The 15,282-nt window shown below is 67.8% G+C and carries 15 protein-coding genes; 1 reads left to right on the top strand and 14 read right to left on the bottom strand.

Going from position 1 to position 15,282, the window contains the following annotated elements:
- Nucleotides 1-7 precede the first annotated feature (7 nt).
- Genes AB0H76_RS16035 through AB0H76_RS16000 form a run of 8 tightly spaced genes read right to left on the bottom strand, consistent with a single transcriptional unit; the run spans nt 8 to nt 7,557 of the window.
- Nucleotides 8-1,459 carry an aldehyde dehydrogenase gene (locus tag AB0H76_RS16035; protein WP_357323530.1) on the bottom strand — a complete coding sequence of 484 codons (1,452 nt, stop codon included), beginning with the start codon at nt 1,457-1,459 and terminating at the stop codon, nt 8-10.
- 8 nt (nt 1,460-1,467) lie between these two features.
- Nucleotides 1,468-2,721: an amidohydrolase family protein gene (locus AB0H76_RS16030; RefSeq protein ID WP_357323527.1), complete on the bottom strand. Its 1,254-nt coding sequence runs from the start codon at nt 2,719-2,721 to the stop codon at nt 1,468-1,470.
- Nucleotides 2,718-3,056, bottom strand: a complete 339-nt coding sequence (locus AB0H76_RS16025; RefSeq protein ID WP_357323525.1) for a hypothetical protein — start codon at nt 3,054-3,056, stop codon at nt 2,718-2,720. Before AB0H76_RS16025 ends, AB0H76_RS16030 begins: the two co-directional genes overlap by 4 nt.
- An 11-nt stretch (nt 3,057-3,067) precedes the next feature.
- Nucleotides 3,068-4,339 carry an aromatic ring-hydroxylating dioxygenase subunit alpha gene (locus AB0H76_RS16020; protein ID WP_357323523.1) on the bottom strand — a complete coding sequence of 424 codons (1,272 nt, stop codon included), beginning with the start codon at nt 4,337-4,339 and terminating at the stop codon, nt 3,068-3,070.
- 36 nt (nt 4,340-4,375) lie between these two features.
- A complete protein-coding gene (locus AB0H76_RS16015) occupies nt 4,376-5,215 on the bottom strand; it encodes a TauD/TfdA family dioxygenase (RefSeq protein ID WP_357323520.1) in 840 nt (279 codons plus the stop codon).
- Nucleotides 5,212-5,547, bottom strand: coding sequence for a hypothetical protein (locus AB0H76_RS16010; RefSeq protein WP_357323517.1), 336 nt, complete (start codon nt 5,545-5,547; stop codon nt 5,212-5,214). Before AB0H76_RS16010 ends, AB0H76_RS16015 begins: the two co-directional genes overlap by 4 nt.
- Nucleotide 5,548: 1 nt before the next feature.
- Nucleotides 5,549-6,817, bottom strand: a complete 1,269-nt coding sequence (locus AB0H76_RS16005; protein WP_357323514.1) for an aromatic ring-hydroxylating dioxygenase subunit alpha — start codon at nt 6,815-6,817, stop codon at nt 5,549-5,551.
- Nucleotides 6,814-7,557 carry an SDR family NAD(P)-dependent oxidoreductase gene (locus tag AB0H76_RS16000; protein ID WP_357326204.1) on the bottom strand — a complete coding sequence of 248 codons (744 nt, stop codon included), beginning with the start codon at nt 7,555-7,557 and terminating at the stop codon, nt 6,814-6,816. Before AB0H76_RS16000 ends, AB0H76_RS16005 begins: the two co-directional genes overlap by 4 nt.
- Before the next feature lie 141 nt (nt 7,558-7,698).
- Here AB0H76_RS16000 and AB0H76_RS15995 point away from each other — a divergent pair, with 141 nt between their 5' ends.
- Nucleotides 7,699-8,295, top strand: coding sequence for a TetR/AcrR family transcriptional regulator (locus AB0H76_RS15995; RefSeq protein WP_357323511.1), 597 nt, complete (start codon nt 7,699-7,701; stop codon nt 8,293-8,295).
- Nucleotides 8,296-8,306: 11 nt separating this feature from the next.
- Here the strand turns inward: AB0H76_RS15995 and AB0H76_RS15990 are convergent, their stop codons facing one another.
- Genes AB0H76_RS15990 through AB0H76_RS15965 form a run of 6 tightly spaced genes read right to left on the bottom strand, consistent with a single transcriptional unit; the run spans nt 8,307 to nt 15,243 of the window.
- Nucleotides 8,307-9,713 carry an MlaD family protein gene (locus AB0H76_RS15990; RefSeq protein ID WP_357326201.1) on the bottom strand — a complete coding sequence of 469 codons (1,407 nt, stop codon included), beginning with the start codon at nt 9,711-9,713 and terminating at the stop codon, nt 8,307-8,309.
- A 2-nt stretch (nt 9,714-9,715) separates the two neighbouring features.
- Complete coding sequence (locus AB0H76_RS15985) at nt 9,716-10,840, bottom strand: MCE family protein (RefSeq protein ID WP_357323508.1); 1,125 nt, start codon at nt 10,838-10,840, stop codon at nt 9,716-9,718.
- A gap of 2 nt (nt 10,841-10,842) precedes the next feature.
- Complete coding sequence (locus tag AB0H76_RS15980) at nt 10,843-12,075, bottom strand: MCE family protein (RefSeq protein WP_357323505.1); 1,233 nt, start codon at nt 12,073-12,075, stop codon at nt 10,843-10,845.
- Complete coding sequence (locus tag AB0H76_RS15975) at nt 12,072-13,091, bottom strand: MCE family protein (protein ID WP_357323502.1); 1,020 nt, start codon at nt 13,089-13,091, stop codon at nt 12,072-12,074. Before AB0H76_RS15975 ends, AB0H76_RS15980 begins: the two co-directional genes overlap by 4 nt.
- A gap of 2 nt (nt 13,092-13,093) precedes the next feature.
- Nucleotides 13,094-14,119 (bottom strand): MCE family protein, encoded by a 1,026-nt coding sequence (locus AB0H76_RS15970; protein ID WP_357323500.1) that lies wholly within the window; start codon nt 14,117-14,119, stop codon nt 13,094-13,096.
- Complete coding sequence (locus AB0H76_RS15965) at nt 14,116-15,243, bottom strand: MCE family protein (protein ID WP_357326199.1); 1,128 nt, start codon at nt 15,241-15,243, stop codon at nt 14,116-14,118. The genes AB0H76_RS15970 and AB0H76_RS15965 overlap by 4 nt, the downstream gene beginning before the upstream one ends.
- Nucleotides 15,244-15,282 lie beyond the last annotated feature (39 nt).

Here is a 15,282-nt window from a genome sequence, read left to right as displayed (position 1 = left end):
TCCCGGCTCACGGAGCGGGACGGATCGAGATCGAGGTGGTGTCCAAGAATCCGTCGAGCCCTTCCCTGCCGAACTCGCGACCGATGCCGCTGTTCTTGACACCGCCGAACGGCGCGAAGGGGTCCATGCTGTAGGGCTGATTGATGCCCAGGGTTCCCGTGCGGATCCGCCGGGCCACCGCCAGACCCCGGTCGAGATCGGGCGTCCAGACCGAGCCGGACAGCCCGTATTCGGTGGCGTCGGCGAGCTTTACGGCGTCCTCCTCGTCGGCATAGGGCACCAGGCTCAGCACCGGCCCGAAAATCTCTTCCTGCGCGATGCGCATGGCGTTGTCCACGTCGGCGAACAACGTCGGCCGGACGTACCAGCCGCGCTCCACGCTGTCGGGCAACTCCGTGCCGCCGACGAGTAGCTGGGCGCCTTCGCGCTGCCCCTGTTCGATGTAGCCGCGCACGCGCTGCTGCTGGCGTTGCGAGACCATCGGGCCGATTTCGGTGCCCGCGTCGAAGGGATCGCCCACGGTCAGCTTTTCGACCATGCTCACCAGGGCGTCGACGTACTCACGATAGCGACTGCGGGGCAACAGGATCCGAGTCTGCGCGACACAGGCCTGGCCGCTGTTCATCAAACCGGCCACCCGCATGCCGGACGCGACATCCGCCGGGTCGGCGTCCTCCAGCACCACCGCGGCGGACTTGCCGCCCAATTCCAGGCCGACCTTGCGCAGCGCGGATCCGCAGGCTCCGGCGACTTCCCTTCCGGCAGCGGTGGATCCGGTGAACGACACCTTGTCCACGCCGGGATGCGACACCAGATACCGGCCGATCGCCCGGTCGCCGGGCAGCACGCTGACCACCCCCGGCGGCAAGCCGACCTGCTCGAGCAGCTCCGCCATGAGGTTCGCGTCCAGCGGCGTCTCCGGCGCGGGTTTGAGCACGACGGTGCACCCGGCGAGCAGGGCGGGGATCAGCTTCGCCACCGTCAGGAACATCGGCATGTTCCACGGGATGATCGCGGCGATCACCCCGGTGGGCCGCTTGCACACCAGGACATCCGAGCCGAGGTAACCCGGCCGGGTCTCGGTCCACGGATACCCGGCGGCGAGTTCGGCGAAAGCCCGGATCATCGCCCCGGGCAGCCGGGCCTGGGCCGACCGCGAGAACGTCAGTGGCGCACCCATTTCCGTGGTGATCAACTGCGCGATCTCCTCCACTCGCTCGGCATAGAGCTCGGCCAGCCGGCGCACGAGGGCGACACGTTCGGCCGGGTCCAGCCGCGGCCACGGCCCGGTGTCGAACGCCGTGCGGGCCGCCGCGACGGCTCGATCGACATCGGCCGGGGCCGGCGCGGGTACCCGCGCGACCGGCTGTTCGGTGTGCGGCGAAAGGACCTCGATGGTCGCGGTACTGCTGGGAGCGACCCACTCGTTGCCGATGAAAAGTTGCTCTGTACCGCGCATTCGCTACCTCACAGGGCTGTGGTGTTCTTGTGGATCCGGCCGTCCTTCATCACGAAGCGCACGTCCTGGACGGTGGTGATATCGGTGGTGGGATCGCCGGGGACCGCGATGATGTCGGCGAGCAGGCCCGGCGCCAGCCGGCCGCGGTCCTCGACCCCGAGCAGTTCGGCGGCGGTGCCGGTCGCGGCTCGCAGGGCTTGCACCGGCGTCATCCCGCGGTCCACGAGCGCCCACAGCTCCTTGGCGTTGTCGCCGTGCGGGACCGCGGGCGCGTCGGTGCCGCAGGCGATCTTGACCCCGGCACGGATCGCCTTGCGCAGCGTCTCCCGGGCGCGCGGGAAGACCTCGGCGGCCTTCTTCTGTAGCGCGGGAGCCGCTTTGGAGACGTCGAGCCCCTCGGACAGATAGCTCGTGGGCACCAGGAAGGTGCCGTGCTCGACCATCATCGCGAGGGTGTCGTCACTGGCCAGCGAGCCGTGCTCGATGCAGTCCACGCCCGCGGCGACGCAGGCGCGGATGCCGGCGTCTCCGTGGGCGTGGGCGGCGACCCGGACCCCGGCGCGGTGGGCTTCGTCGACGATCGCCGCGAGTTCCTCGTCGGAGTACTGCTGGGCGCCGGCCACGGTGCCGTGCGACATCACCCCGCCCGAAGCCGAGATCTTGATGACCTCCGCGCCGTACTTGATCTGATAGCGCACCGACTCGCGGACCTGCGGGACCCCGTTGGCGCGGCCCTCCTCCACACTCAGCGGCATGATGTGGGGCGCGAGCCGCTGGAACATCGTCGGGTCGAGGTGGCCCCCGGTCGGCGTGATGGCATGCCCCGCGCCGACGATGCGCGGGCCTTCGACCCAGCCCTGCTCGATCGCCCGGCCCAGATCGACATCGAGCAGATAGCCGCCGGTCTTCACCATCAGCCCGAGATTGCGCACGGTGGTGAATCCGGCGTGCAGCGTGGTGCGCGCGTTCATGGTGGCCCGCAGCGTCCGATAGACCGGATCGTCCTGCACGCCGTGCATCGGATTCGGCAGTCCCGTCGGGGTGTCGGGCCCGCCGATGAGCAGATTGATCTCCATGTCCATCAATCCGGGCAGCAGCGTCACCTCGCCCAGGTCGACGATCCGAGCGCCGGTGGGCAGCCGCGCGGGATCGACGTCGGTGATCCGGTTACCGCGCACCACGATTACCGCCGGGGCCCGCACCTGTCCGGCGTCGATATCGACCCAGCGCGCGGCGCGCAGCACCGTGCCACCCTCGGTCACGGCAGTTCCGGCTCGAGGACGCAGGTCAGCTCCGAGGAACCCGAATCGGGAATCCGCGGCTGCCGCCACACCTCCACCGGAAAGGACACCATGATCATCGAATACAGCAGGTACATCAGATTTTTGGCGTCCTCCGGCAGCTCGTCGAGCGGGAATTTGTCGCAGTAGGCGATCGCGTCCTCGGCCCGCGGGGTGATCGCGTCGTAGAAGCGCTGCATCTCGGCCATGGAACTGGCCAGGCGTTTGTCGTACCGGGCCGGTTCGCCGGCCAGGCACCACTCCCGCGCGTACGCCTCCAGATCGGCGAACTCGCCGGGCAACAGGGATTCACTCATGATCGCCTCACTCATTGCCGCGCCGCCGCGCGCTCGCGCTGGTAGTCACCGACCCAGTCGGCGGCCACCTTGTGCAGGTGCCGCAGCAGAATTTCCTGGTCGTTGAGCTGGAAGTGGCTGACCGCGCGGGACTCGAGCATCAGCTGGGTCGCCTCCAGGGTGGAGGCGTCTTGCAGCCCGTATTCCTTGAAGGTGAGCGCGGACATCTCGTGCGCGATCCGGTCGCGCGGGCTGCGGGCCGGCGGAAAATACAGATTGCCCTCGAAGAGATGGGTGTTGTGCGAGGTCGGCCAGTACTGATAAGTCAGATACCAGCCGCCGGACCAGATCAGGATGACGAAGTTCGGCCACAGCTGGAACGAATCCAGGCCCCACGGGTCACAGCCGGCCGGGTTCAGACCGGCGGGCATCTCGCCGAGATCCGGGACGTCCCAGGGCCCGAACAGTCCGCTGCGGGTGATGTCCTCCATGGGCTTGCGCATCGTGGGATCGAGTTCCCAGGTGACGACGCCGGAAGTGCTGACCAGGCGGTGCGGGCCGTCGAGCTGATAGTGCGGCGCCTCGAAACCGGCCTGCTGTGCCGCGACGGAGAAATTGTCGGGAGTTTGCTTTCCGTGCAGGATCGGCGCGTGATAGAACTCCTGGAAAGCGTCCATATAGAGCTTCCAGTTGGCGCCGACCTCCGATTTGTAGGAATAGCGCTCGGTGAGCTTGTCGAACGGATAGCCCGCCAGCCCGGTGATCATGGGCCCGAGGAATTCCCGCAGCGACTGGCGCGGCTCGGCCGCCAGATTCACGAAGATGAATCCCGACCACACCTCGCAGTGCACCCGCACCAGCCCGAGCTTGCTCTTGTCGAGGTCGAAGAATTCCGCTTCCTGCTGCACGAAGGCCAGCGACCCGTCCAGACCGTAGCGCCAGCCGTGGTATTTGCAGGTGAACTGCCTGCAGGTGCCGGCGGTCTCTTCGCGCGGAAAGTCGTTCCACACCAGCTTGTTTCCGCGATGCCGGCAGATGTTGTGGTAGGCGTTGATGCCGCCGTCCCGGTCGCGGGAGAGGATGATCGAGGTGTGCGCGGCGTGGATCTCCTTGGTGAAATAGCTGCCGGTACGGGGTAGTTGTTCGATGCGCCCGACCTGTAGCCAGGCGCGTTTGAAGATCGCGTCCCGTTCGAGTTCGAAGAATTCCGGCGCGATCGAATCCTCGTAGGACATCGGCTCGGTGCTCAGTTCGGGATAGTGCTGGGTCCAGCTGCCCTCGGCGGGCTTGGGCCAACGAGGCATGGCGTACTCCTGGGTAAGGGGATGGGCGGGCCGCGGTCACCGGATCGGTTCTTCGCCGAGCACGGTGGTGCGCAACATCTCTCGGGGCGAATCCGCCGGATAGGGCGCCGCGCGATGGATGACGCCGCGGTTGTCCCAGATGACGGTGTCGCCCACCGACCATTCGTGGGTGTAGACCCGCGGCGGCGCGGTGCAGCGGGCCAGCAGACCGTCCAGCAGCGCCCGGCTCCGGTCCGGCGCCAGGCCCAGGACGTGGTCGGTCGATGCGCCGAGCACCAGGGAGCGCCGCCCGGATTTGTGGGTCCAGATCAGCGGATGCTCCTTGGTCGGGCGCTTGCGCCAGGCGGCGAGCTGCTCGGGCGTCGGCTCCCGGGTGACCAGGCGCTGTGAGGCTTCCAGCGAATGCACCACGCGCAACGGCGCGAGCGTGAGCTTCTCCTGGGCGCCGAGATTCTCGTAAGCCTTGTAGGTGCTGGCGAATTCGGTTTCACCCCCGCTGGCGGCGACCGCCTTGGCGGTGAGCATCGTGGCCAGCTGCGGGTAGGCGTCGTCCTCGGGCGTGCAGCCGTCGATATGCCAGTCGAAGGTCGCGCGCAGGTAGCCGGCCGAGGAGTTCTTGGCGGTGTCGAGACTGACCCGGTAGATGCCCTCGACCGGATGGTGCCCGGGCGCGGTGTCGACCTGACCGAGCTTGCGGCAGAACGCGACCTGGGTTTCCGGATCCAGGTGCAGATCGCGGAAGACGAGCACGCCGTGCTCTTCCAGGGCGGCCAGCACGGTGGCGGGGATCGAGTCGTCGGAGAGCAGGTGGTCCGGGGCGAGGCCGGTGATCTCCGCACCTACCTCGTGTCCGAGCTTGTCGATGGTGATGGTCACGGGTGCGGCTCCTTGATCCGTTCGAGTTCGGCGTCGGCGCTGTCGGTAGGTTTGGGTTGCTGGAAGATCTCGACCGCCATGGCGACCATGACCAGCGAATAGACCAGGCGCAGGAGCGCGAGCGCGTCCTCGGGCAGATCGTCCAGCGGGAATTTGTCGCAGTAGGCGATCGCTTCCTCCAGGCGCGGGAAGAACGCGTCGTAGAAGGTGATCAGCTCCGGCATGGCGCAGGCCATCCGGCGGGCCCAGCGCTCGGTTTCGGTGGCCAGGCACCAGGTTTCGGCGAATTCCTCGAGGTCGGCGAAAGCGGGCGGCAGCACGGGAGTGGTCATGTCACGCCTTCCCAGCGCTCAGATAGTCCTCGACCCAGTCGGCGACGGCCTGGTGGAAATGCCTGACCAGGATTTCCTGGTCGTTGACCGGGAAGCTGGTCACGCCGGCGGTGCGGTAGGCCGATTCCAGCGCGGTCTGGGTGCCGGTCAGCATGCCCGCGTCCTGGAGCGCGAACTCCTTGAACACCACCGAGGCGACCTCGTGCTCCACCCGTTCGCGCACCGTGCGCGCGGGCTGGAAGCACAGCATGCCCTCGAAGCGGTGGGTGTTGTAGGAGGTCGGCCAGTAGCGGTAGAGCAGATACCAGCCGCGGTAGATGAGGATCTCGATATTCGGGAAGATCTGGAAGTTGTCGATGCCCCAGGGGTCGACCCGGCCGGGATTGAGACCCCTCGGAGGCTCCCCCACATCGGGCGATTCCCACGGCCCGACCAAACCGCTGCGGGTGACCCGCTCGATCGGATACATGAACTCCGCCGGCAGGGTCCAGCGCCGCGCGCCACCAGTGGAGACCATGCGGTGCGGCCCGTCGAGCTGGAAATGCGCGCATTCGAAACCCTTGCCGGGCGTCCGCACCGCGCTGGGTATCTGCTGCGAATGCAGACCCGGCACGTGGTAGTACTCCTGGAACGCGTCCGCGAACAGTTTCCAATTGCTCTGGTTGTCGGCCGAGAACTCGTACCACTCGGTCATCTTGCCGAACGGGTAGCCGTCCAGATCGGTGATCATCGGACCGAGGAATTCGCGCAGGGTCTGCTGCGGTTCCGCCGCGAGGTTGACGAAGATGAAGCCGGACCACACCTCGCAGTGCACCGGCACCAGCCCCAGTTTCGCGTGGTCGAGGTCGAAGAACTCCGCCTCCTGCTGCACGAAGGCCAGCGACCCGTCCAGACCGTAGCGCCAGCCGTGATATTTGCAGGTGAACTGCCGGCAGGTGCCGGCGGTCTCGGCGCGCGGAAAGTCGTTCCACACCAGCTTGTTTCCCCGGTGGCGGCAGACATTGTGAAAGGCGTTGACGCCGCCGTCACGATCACGCACCACGATGATCGACGTGCGGGCCACGTCGAGTTCCTTGGTGAAATAGCTTCCGGTGCGCGGAACCTGTTCGACCCGACCGACATTGAGCCACGCGCGCTTGAAGATCGCCTCGCGCTCGATCTCGAAGAATTCCGGCGAGACCGAGTCCTCGAACGACATCATCGAGGTGCCCAGCTCGGGATAGTGTTCGGTCCAGCTGCCCGCGGCGGGCTTGGGCCACTGCGTGCTCATATCACCGACCCGCCGTTCACGCCCAGCACCTGACCGGTGATGTACCCGGCCTGCTCCGAGCACAGGAACAGGCACGCCGCCGCGATGTCTTCCCCCGTGCCCAGGTGCCCGACGGGGATCGCCCGGGCCATGGTGGCGTTGTCGGGCAGATTCCCGGCCGCCTGCGACTGCCGCGACATCGGCGTATCGATCCCCGAGGGCGGAATGGTGTTGACGGTGATGCCCCGCGCCGCGTACTCACGCGCCAGGCCCTTGGTCATCGCGACCACCGCGCCCTTGGCCGCGGTGTAGTGCACCATGCCCGGCGAGCCACGCTGCGCGCTCGACGACGAGATCGTGACGATCCGTCCCCACCCCGCCGCGAGCATGTCCGGGATCGCGGCTTGGACGCAGTGGAAGACGCCGGTCAGATTCACGTCGACGACGCGTTGCCACGCCGCCGGGGAAATTTCGGTGAACGGTGCGAACCCCACCAAACCCGCACTCGTGACCAGGATTTCGACCGGACCGAACTCGGCGCGGACCTTGCGCAGCGCCTCGTGCACGGCGGCCCGGTCGGTGACGTCGACTTCGCACGCCATCGCCGCGCCGCCCGCGGCGCGCACCTGCTCGGCGGCCCGCTGCGCGGCGGCCCCGTCGATGTCGAGGACCGCGACGCGCGCACCGGCGCCGGCGAACGATCGGCAGATGGACAGGCCCATCCCGGACGCACCGCCGGTCACGACGACGACCCGCGCGATGCCCGAAAGAGGCTGATCAGAAGGAGGATTCGAGGGAGTCAGCACTGGCAACACCACATTAATCGAGTGATTAATTAATCGAGTGATTAAGATATACGGCAGAGGATTCGCTACTGTCAAGACACTCAGGAGGCCCCACCGATGAAGACCGAGCGCGGCGGCACCGCCGAGAGCGTGACCACCCGAGCCGCGCTGCTGGACGCGGCCGAGCAGATCATGCGCGAGGAGGGCTACGCCGCGGTCAGTACCCGCCGTATCGCCGCGCTGGCCGCCGCGAATTCCGCGCTGGTGTACTACTACTTCGGCAACATGGACAAGCTGTTCGTCGAACTGTTCCGGCGCGGCGCCGAGCGCAGCTACCAGCGCCAGCTCGAGGCGCTGCGATCGCCGCAGCCGCTGTGGGCGCTGTGGGAGTCCATCCACGACCAGTCGCATACCGCGCTGACCATGGAATTCGTCGCGCTGGCCAACCATCGCAAAGCCATCCGCGCCGAAATCACCGAGTCCTCCAGGCGATTTCGCGCGTTGCAACTGACCGCGGTCTCCGACATCCTCGCGGGCTACGGCGCACCGACTCGGCCCTACACGCCCGGCGCGCTGGTCCTGCTGATGTCCAGCATCTCCCGCTTCCTGCGCATGGAGGAGGCCTTCGGCATCGACACCTGCCACGCGGAGACCATCGAACTGATCGAGACCTACCTGCGCGACCTCGAGGGCGAGCGCCGGACCGGATCCTGACACGGTCGACATCAGCGTGGCAGCAAGTCCTTCCAGGCCGTGACACCGGGCTGCGCCAGATCGGTCTGCGCGTAGAGTTCACCGTCCGGTCCGACGTATTTTCCCGTGCGCGGGTCGTACCGCGCGATCCCGATCGAGGGCGACAGCAGCTTGTCGGGGCGCGAATCCGATGGAATGCCTTGTGCTTCCAGGCCCGGGTCGCGCGGGTACGGCCCGACGACGGGCTGACTGTCGGCCACCGGCTCGAATTCCTCGTCACTGTTGCAGAGCGCGGCCGTCGGCGCCCGCTTACCGGGGTGGCCGAGGCAGGGGAAGTTCCGCGCACCGCGCACCGCGATATCCGAATCCTGAGGCAGCTTGCAATACATGCCCTCCGGTGTGTCGATGGTGGTGATGTCGGAGGGCAGGCGCCACGACGACGGCGGGAGGAAGCCGACGGTGCAGGCCGGTGGGTCCGAGGTGCCGCTGAGCCGGAAGTCGCCCAGCCCCCAGCCGGAGGCGTTGTTGGTCGGATGCACCGCCTCGATCATCGAGATCGCCGGCGGCAGCAGCACCAGGACCTGTTCCAGCGCAGCGTGATAGGTCACGCCGAGCCGGCCCACGCTGGTGAGGTTGGCGAGCAGCACGGGCAGGGTCAGCCGTACCGAGTCCAGCAGCTGCGCGACATCGCGGGCAGCGCCCGGGCCGGTCCGCAGCAGGGTGCGCAGGTGCGGGTCGTCGGCCACCAGCTGCGCGGTGACACCGGACAGGCTGCGGGTCCAGATCCGGATCGCATCCGCGGTGCGCGCCTGCGAATCCAGCAGCGGCCCAGCGTCTTCCACCAGGGTGCGAGTCGTCGCGCCGACGCCGTTCAGGGCGGCCGACAGCGTCCCCGCCGAGGACAGCAGCGAATCCAGATCGTAGGCCGCGCCGTTGACGCCCTGGAACAGTTCTCCGAGCAGGTCGTGCAGCTTGTCCTCGGGGATCGTGTCGACCAGCGCGCTGAGCCGGTCCAGCATCGGCCCGACCGGTTGCGGAATCGCGGTGTCGCGCTGCGCGATCACCGAACCCTCGTGCAGATAGGGCGGGGAATCGGTGCGCGGGCGCAGTTCCACGTACTGCTCCCCCACCGCCGAGACACTGCGCACCTCGGCGGCCACGTCGGCGGGGACAGGCCAGGATCCGCTGATCGCCAGCGTGGCGCGTACGCCGCTCTCGGTCAGGTCGACACGGGTGACCTTGCCTATCTCGACACCGCGATAGGTGACGTTGGCGAAGCGGTAGAGGCCACCCGCGGCGCGCAGCTCGACGGTGACGTCGTAGCTGCCGACCCCGGCCAGGGTCGGCAGTCGCATGTAGACGGTCGTCATCACGACTATGCCGATGACCGACAGGATCGCGAACACGACCAGCTGTGCCCGGACGAATCGCGTCAGCAACATCAGCGGCCTCCGGGGCTCTGGGGTGCGGGGGGCTGGATCCCGACGGCCAGCGGATTCCTGGTCTGGGCGGCGTAACCCGGATCGCCTACGGCCGCCTGGATCACGGCGGTCGGATCACCCCAGGGGGTACCGAGCAGGAGCTCACGCCGCAGGCGGGGAATCGTCAGGTCGACGGTGGCCATCAGGTTGACGTAGTCGCCCTTGAGCGCATGGTCGATGCCGTATTGGCCGTAGGGATAGGTGGTGGCGAAGGCGACCGCGGCCGCGACGCGGTCGCCGACATCGGCGAGCGCGGCCAGGGTGGGCTCGAGCTGCTCGAGGTTGGTGACGAGGTCGCCCTGCACTTCCGAGACGACCCCGGCGGCGACGTTGCCGAAGGTCTTCAGCCGGTCCAGGGCCGTGATGAGGTCCGGCCGGACCGCGTCCAGCGCGTCCAGGGCGGGCGGCAGTTCGCGCAGGACCTCGGTGACGACATCGCGCTGGGCGGCAAAGGTTCCGGCCAGCCGATTCAGGCCCGCGATGGTGGCGACGATATTGCCGCGCTGGCCATCCAAGGTGGCCATCAGGGTGTCGAGGCGGGTCAGCAGCGCCCCGATCTTGTCCTGGCGGCCGGTGAACGCCTCGTTCAGGCTGTGGATGATGTCACCGATCTGGCCGAGGCCGCCACCGTTGACCACCACCGAGATCGAGGCCAGCGTCTGCTCGGTGGAGGGATAGGTCGACGAGGCGCTGAGCGGAATGACCGCGCCGGGCGCCAGCTGTCCCGTGGGCGCGACGCCGGGCGGGGTGTTCAGGGCCAGATGGCTCGAGCCCAGCAGACTGGTCTGCCCGATCGCCGCGACCGCGTTCGCCGGCACGACCGTGGCCGGCCGCAGCGCCACCTCGACGTCGGCATGCCAGCCGCGCAGGGTGATGGCGCCGACGCTGCCGACCACCACGTCGTCGATCATGACCGGCGAATTCGACACCAGGGTACCGACATTCGCCATCTCCACGTGGATGACCGTGGCGCCCGCCTCGTGTCCGGTCGCGCCGGGCAACGGCAGCGAGTTCACCCCGTGCCAGCCGCAGCCGGTGGCGCCGACGAGCGCGCAGGCCCCGACAGCCAGCAATGTGCGATGCATACTCAGCGCCCTCCGGGGAACAGGATGTCGATCAGGCTCGGCGGCGGCGGTGCCTGCGCCCGGCTGTCGACCACCTGGGGAATCAGGTGCGGTTCGGTGTAGATCAGATTGGCCGGATCGGCGGTCGGGCTGAGCACCGGATTGACCGCCACCGGAAGGTAATTGAACTCGAGCAGCTTCAGGAACGGCCCGAGATAGTCACGACAGCGGGTCGCCGATTCCGCGGCCGTGAGATTCTCCAGGCTGGCGATGCCGCCGCAGATGAACTGAATCGGGTTGGTGAAGTTGTTCAGCGCGAAAACACCTGCCTCGGTAGCGGTATCGGGGTTGTAGATGTTGTAGAAGTTGGCCAGGCTGGTCGGAAACAGGTGCAGCAGCTCTTCGAGATCGCCGCGGTGGTCGACCAGGTTCTGCGTCACATTCGCCAGCCGCTGTACCTGTTCGCTCGCACGGTCCCGATTGCTGTTCACGAACCGCTGGATGTCGCCGACCGCGACCGACAGATTCGACAGCGCCGCGTCCAGATCCGAGCGGCTGTCGTCGAGCAGACTCGCCAAGGTGGCCAGCCGGTTCTGGAATTCCACGATCTGGACGTTGCTGCCGCGCAGCACGGTGACGAACCGCTGCAGGTTCTCGATGATCTCGACGATGTTTCCGCTACCCTGCGCGAGGATCCGCCCGACGCCGGACAACTGCGTCAGCGTCTGCCGCAGTTTCTCCCCGTTCCCGGCCAGCGCGTTCGCCGCGCTGTCGATGAACCGCCCCGTCGAGCTGCCCGAGAGCGTATCCGGGCCCAGATCGGTTGCCAGCCGGGTCAATTGGGACTTGATCTCATCCCATTCCACCGGCGCGGCCGTGCGCTCGAGCGGAATGACCGCACCGTCCGCCAATACCGCGCCGCTACCCCGGTAGGACGGGGTGAGCTGCACATAACGCGCGGCGACCAGGCTCTGCGCCACGATCACCGCCTTCGCGCCGGCCGGGATCGCCACGTCCCGATCGATGTCGAGCACCAGCTCCGTCGTGGTGCCGCGCGGTTCGATGGCGGCGATCCGGCCGACCTCGACGCCCGCCACCCGCACCTCATCACCCGGGTAGATGGCGGTGGCCGAACTGAAGACGGCCCGAATCGAGGTGGGCGCGAACACGACTCGCTGGACTACTACGGCTCCCGCGGCGAGCAGGACCACCACCGCCAGCACCCCCGCGAGGCGCCGGATCCGTGGGCTTCTCATCTGGGCGCCTCCGCGTTCGGCATCGGAATCACACCGAAGGCCTGATCGATGAACGGCTGAATCACTTCCGCCGGAATGAGATTGGCGACATAGGCGTTGTAGAAGGGACCGCTGGAGACGATCTCGCCCTGGGTCAGGGTGACCTTCACCAGACCGGGCAGCGCTGCCGCGATGGTGTCGCGATTGCGCTCCAGCATGGCCACCACCGAATTCAGGCGGTCCAGCGTCGGTCCGAGCTCGGCTTCGGTGTCGGCGACCAGGCCGGAGAGCTGCTGCGCGACCACGGCGGTGTTGGCCAGCAGATCGACGATCGCCTGCCGCCGCTCGGTGAGCACACCGAGCAGCGAGTTCCCGTTCAACAGCAGCGCGTTGAGCTGATCGCCGCGCTCCGCCAGAATGCCGCTGACCTCGGCGGTGGCGCCGAGCAGATCGCGCAGCGAGGCGTCGCGCTCGTTGATCGAGCGCGACAGCGCACTCAATCCGTCGAACGCCGGACCCAGCTGGGGCGCGACGCGATCGAGCGTCGAGGACAACATCGCCAGGGCGTCGTTGAGCGCCTCGGTGTCGATATCGGAGACATTGGTCGTGAGGTCACCGACGGCGTCGGTCAGCGAATACGGCGAGGAGGTGCGCGATACCGGAATCACGTCCGACGACCGCAGGGTCCCCTCGCCTTCGGAGATCACCGTCAGCACCCGCTTGCCGAGCAGCGAGCCGGTTTTGATGTGCGCCGAACTCAGGTCCCCGAGCCGGACGCCGGCATCCAGGGTGAACACGACCCACGCGTCGCCGTCGCGCAGGGACACCTTCGCGATCCGGCCGACCTCGACACCCGAGACGACGACGTCGTCGCCCACCCGCAGACCGCCGGCCTCGGTGAACACCGCCTGGTAGCGGACGGTCGTGCCCCACTCCAGGAAGCGCTGGGACTGCAACCCGATCAGGATCACGCAGACGATGAGAACGATGCCGACCAGGCCGTGCCGGGCGAGATGCGTACCGCGATATTCGAGCATGGCTAGGGCGCACACCTTCCCGTGTCCTGTGTGACGGCGGGCAGCACCACGACCGCGCCGGACGGGTCGTTCACCCGGACGGTGAGCGCGCACAGGTAGTACTGGATGAAGTTTCCATAGGTGCCGGTGCGCGCCATCTTGCGAAAGTTCTCCGGTGCTCGGCGCAGCGCCTGTTCGAGGGTGAGCTGGTCCTCGTCCAGTGCCGGTGCGAGCCGGGCCAACTGGTCGACGGTGCCCGCCAGCGGCGGGCGGGCCTGGGTGAGAAGGTCCGCCACAGAGGCGGTGCCGTCTTCGAGCGCGGTGATCGCCGCGCCGATCGGGTCGCGGTCCTGCGCGAGCTGGGTGACCAGCTGCTCGAGCTTGTCGATGGTGACGGTGAACTGCGCGCCGTCCTGGGACAGCGTCCGCATCACCGTGTTCAGGTTGTCGATCACCTGCTGCACCACCGTGCCGTTGTCGGCGAGTGCCGTGGTGAACGACGCCGTCCTGGCGAGCAGCGAATCCAGCGAGCCCTCGCGGCCCTGCATGATCTCCAGCAGCGACCAGGTGAAGCTGTTCACCTCATGTGCGCTCAGGCCCTGGATCACCGGCTTCAACCCGCCGAGCAGCAGGTCGAGATCCAGTGCGGGCATGGTCTTCTCGGCCGGGATGCGGGCTCCGGGGCGGAGAATATCGGTGGAGCCCGGCCCCTCGGTGAGTTCCAGGTAGCGGTCCCCCACCAGATTGAGGTAGCGGATCGCGACCCGGGTCCCGCTGGTGAGGGCGATGCCGCGGTCGGTCTCGAAGGCCACCGTCACCTGATGGTCGGCGCGCAGCGAGACCCGCTGCACCGTGCCCACCCGCACACCGGCGATCCGGACGGTGTCGCCCGCCCGCAACCCCGAGGAATCGGTGAAGTCCGCGGAATAGCCCTCCGCCGAACCTGAGCGGTAGTTGCTGAACACGACGAGCAGGACCCCGGACAACACCAGCATCACCGCCGCGAAGACCCCGAATTTCAGCAGCGGGCCGTTGCGTTGCGCGTTCATCGCACAGCACCGCCCGGGGCGACACCGAACAGAATCTGTTGCAGCGAGTCCACATTGAGCCGCACGTCCTGGTCGCCCCGCTCGAACGGGTTGGCGCCGACATCGGCGACCACGAATTTCGGGCGCCCCTCGTAGGGCACGGGCAGCACCGAGCATTGCGGCCCGCCGCTCGCGGCGACCTTGGGCAGGTCCTGCGGATAGCGGTAGGGGTAGGTGCCGAACAGGAAATTGGCCGAGATGGCCACGCCTTCGTGCTCGGCCGGCGGTAGCTCGTTCAAAGTGGCCAAGCCCTCCACCGAGCAGCGCAGCGCCGCCTCGTAGTTCGCGGTGAGTTCGGTGGTGGGCACCAGCAGGCGCAGGGTCGTCGCCAGGGCATCCCGGTTGTCACCGAGTACCTGGGTTCCGGTGTCGGACAGGCCGATCAGTCCGGTCAGCAGCGCGTCGAGGTTGTGCTGCTCCTCGACCACGGTCCGGCTGATGCGCGTGGCGTTGCCCGCGAGGTCCAGTAGCGCGGGCGCGGCGTCGGCGTAGGCCTCGACCACCGGCGGCGCCAGGGTGAGATCGTTCGCCAGCGCGGGCAGCGCCGGCTCCACCTGCGCCAGAAAGGCTTCCAGATCGGTGAGCATCCGGCCGGTCTGCTCGCCGCGACCCTTGGTGGCCGCGGCGATGGCGCCGAGGGTCTGATTCAACTTCTCCGGTTCGATGCGGCCGAGCACCTGGGTGAGCTGCTGGAACACCGTGTTGACCTCGACCGTGACCTGGCGGACATCGAAGACGTGACCAGCCGCGATCGAGGTACGGACCGGATGGTCCGGGGCGATGAATTGGACGAACTTCGCGCCGAAAACGGTGGTGGCGGAGATGTCTACGGTGGCGTCGGCGGGAATCAGCCGGAGCTGATCGGCGTCGATGGCCAGCTCGATCGCCGCGGTCCCGTCCGGACGTTCCTCGATCGTGACCACCTTGCCGATCGTGACGCCGCGCAGCTGCACCTTCGCGTCGGGATACATCACCAGGCCCGCACGCTCCGACACCACGGTCACGGGCACGGTGTCGGCGAGGCCGCCTCGAAACAGAGCGACCGCGCCCGCGACGAGGGTCACGAGTATTCCCAGAGAAAGCACACCCGCCAAGGGGCGCAACAGTTTCGATATCACGGACTC

Origin of the sequence: Nocardia sp. NPDC050712 (assembly GCF_040654295.1) — a bacterium.
GTDB lineage: Bacteria > Actinomycetota > Actinomycetes > Mycobacteriales > Mycobacteriaceae > Nocardia.
This window is presented reverse-complemented; position numbering and strand designations above follow the sequence as displayed.

What these genes read in the sequence shown, in the direction of transcription:
- AB0H76_RS16035 (WP_357323530.1), bottom strand. Translation starts at nt 1,459, where the DNA reads ATGCGCGGTACAGAGCAACTTTTCATCGGCAACGAGTGGGTCGCTCCC.
- AB0H76_RS16025 (WP_357323525.1), bottom strand. Translation starts at nt 3,056, where the DNA reads ATGAGTGAATCCCTGTTGCCCGGCGAGTTCGCCGATCTGGAGGCGTAC.
- AB0H76_RS16020 (WP_357323523.1), bottom strand. Translation starts at nt 4,339, where the DNA reads ATGCCTCGTTGGCCCAAGCCCGCCGAGGGCAGCTGGACCCAGCACTAT.
- AB0H76_RS16010 (WP_357323517.1), bottom strand. Translation starts at nt 5,547, where the DNA reads ATGACCACTCCCGTGCTGCCGCCCGCTTTCGCCGACCTCGAGGAATTC.
- AB0H76_RS16005 (WP_357323514.1), bottom strand. Translation starts at nt 6,817, where the DNA reads ATGAGCACGCAGTGGCCCAAGCCCGCCGCGGGCAGCTGGACCGAACAC.
- AB0H76_RS15995 (WP_357323511.1), top strand. Translation starts at nt 7,699, where the DNA reads ATGAAGACCGAGCGCGGCGGCACCGCCGAGAGCGTGACCACCCGAGCC.
- AB0H76_RS15985 (WP_357323508.1), bottom strand. Translation starts at nt 10,840, where the DNA reads ATGCATCGCACATTGCTGGCTGTCGGGGCCTGCGCGCTCGTCGGCGCC.
- AB0H76_RS15980 (WP_357323505.1), bottom strand. Translation starts at nt 12,075, where the DNA reads ATGAGAAGCCCACGGATCCGGCGCCTCGCGGGGGTGCTGGCGGTGGTG.
- AB0H76_RS15975 (WP_357323502.1), bottom strand. Translation starts at nt 13,091, where the DNA reads ATGCTCGAATATCGCGGTACGCATCTCGCCCGGCACGGCCTGGTCGGC.
- AB0H76_RS15970 (WP_357323500.1), bottom strand. Translation starts at nt 14,119, where the DNA reads ATGAACGCGCAACGCAACGGCCCGCTGCTGAAATTCGGGGTCTTCGCG.